This is a genomic window from Streptomyces chisholmiae (genome assembly GCF_031845445.1).
In the GTDB taxonomy this organism is placed as follows: Bacteria; Actinomycetota; Actinomycetes; order Streptomycetales; family Streptomycetaceae; genus Streptomyces; species Streptomyces chisholmiae.
The window spans coordinates 1-471 of sequence record NZ_JAVREO010000130.1; the positions used below are offsets into that span (position 1 = coordinate 1).

1 pseudogene is annotated in these 471 nt (G+C 63.5%); it reads right to left on the bottom strand.

Annotated elements, in window-relative coordinates:
* Nucleotides 1-471, bottom strand: a pseudogene (kgd, locus tag RM844_RS32420) (multifunctional oxoglutarate decarboxylase/oxoglutarate dehydrogenase thiamine pyrophosphate-binding subunit/dihydrolipoyllysine-residue succinyltransferase subunit); the annotation flags it as partial.

A 471-nucleotide genomic window follows, 5' to 3' on the forward strand; every position in this document is an offset into this window, starting at 1 on the left:
GCAGAAGGCAGACGAGGCCGCACATGCGGAGCCATTTGCGCTCGCCGGATGAGATGAACTGGTCGAACAGGACCTGCGCGCCGTTGGCGAAGTCGCCGAACTGGGCTTCCCAGAGGGTGAGCGTGTTCGGAGCCGTGAGGGCGTAGCCATACTCGTAGCCGAGGACTGCTTCTTCCGAGAGCAGCGAGTCGATGACTTCGTAGTTCGCCTGATTGTCGGAGACGTGGTTGAGCGGCGTGTAGCGCTCTTCGGTCACCTGATCGACGAAGTGCGAGTGGCGCTGGGTGAACGTGCCGCGGCAGGAATCCTGACCTGAGAGACGGACCGGGAAGCCTTCATCGAGCAGCGTGGCGAACGCCATGTGCTCGGCCATGCCCCAGTCGAGGCCTTCGCCGGTGGTCGCCATCTTGCGGCGGGAATCGACCGTGCGCGCGACCGTCTTGTGGATGTTGAAGCCATCCGGAACAGTCG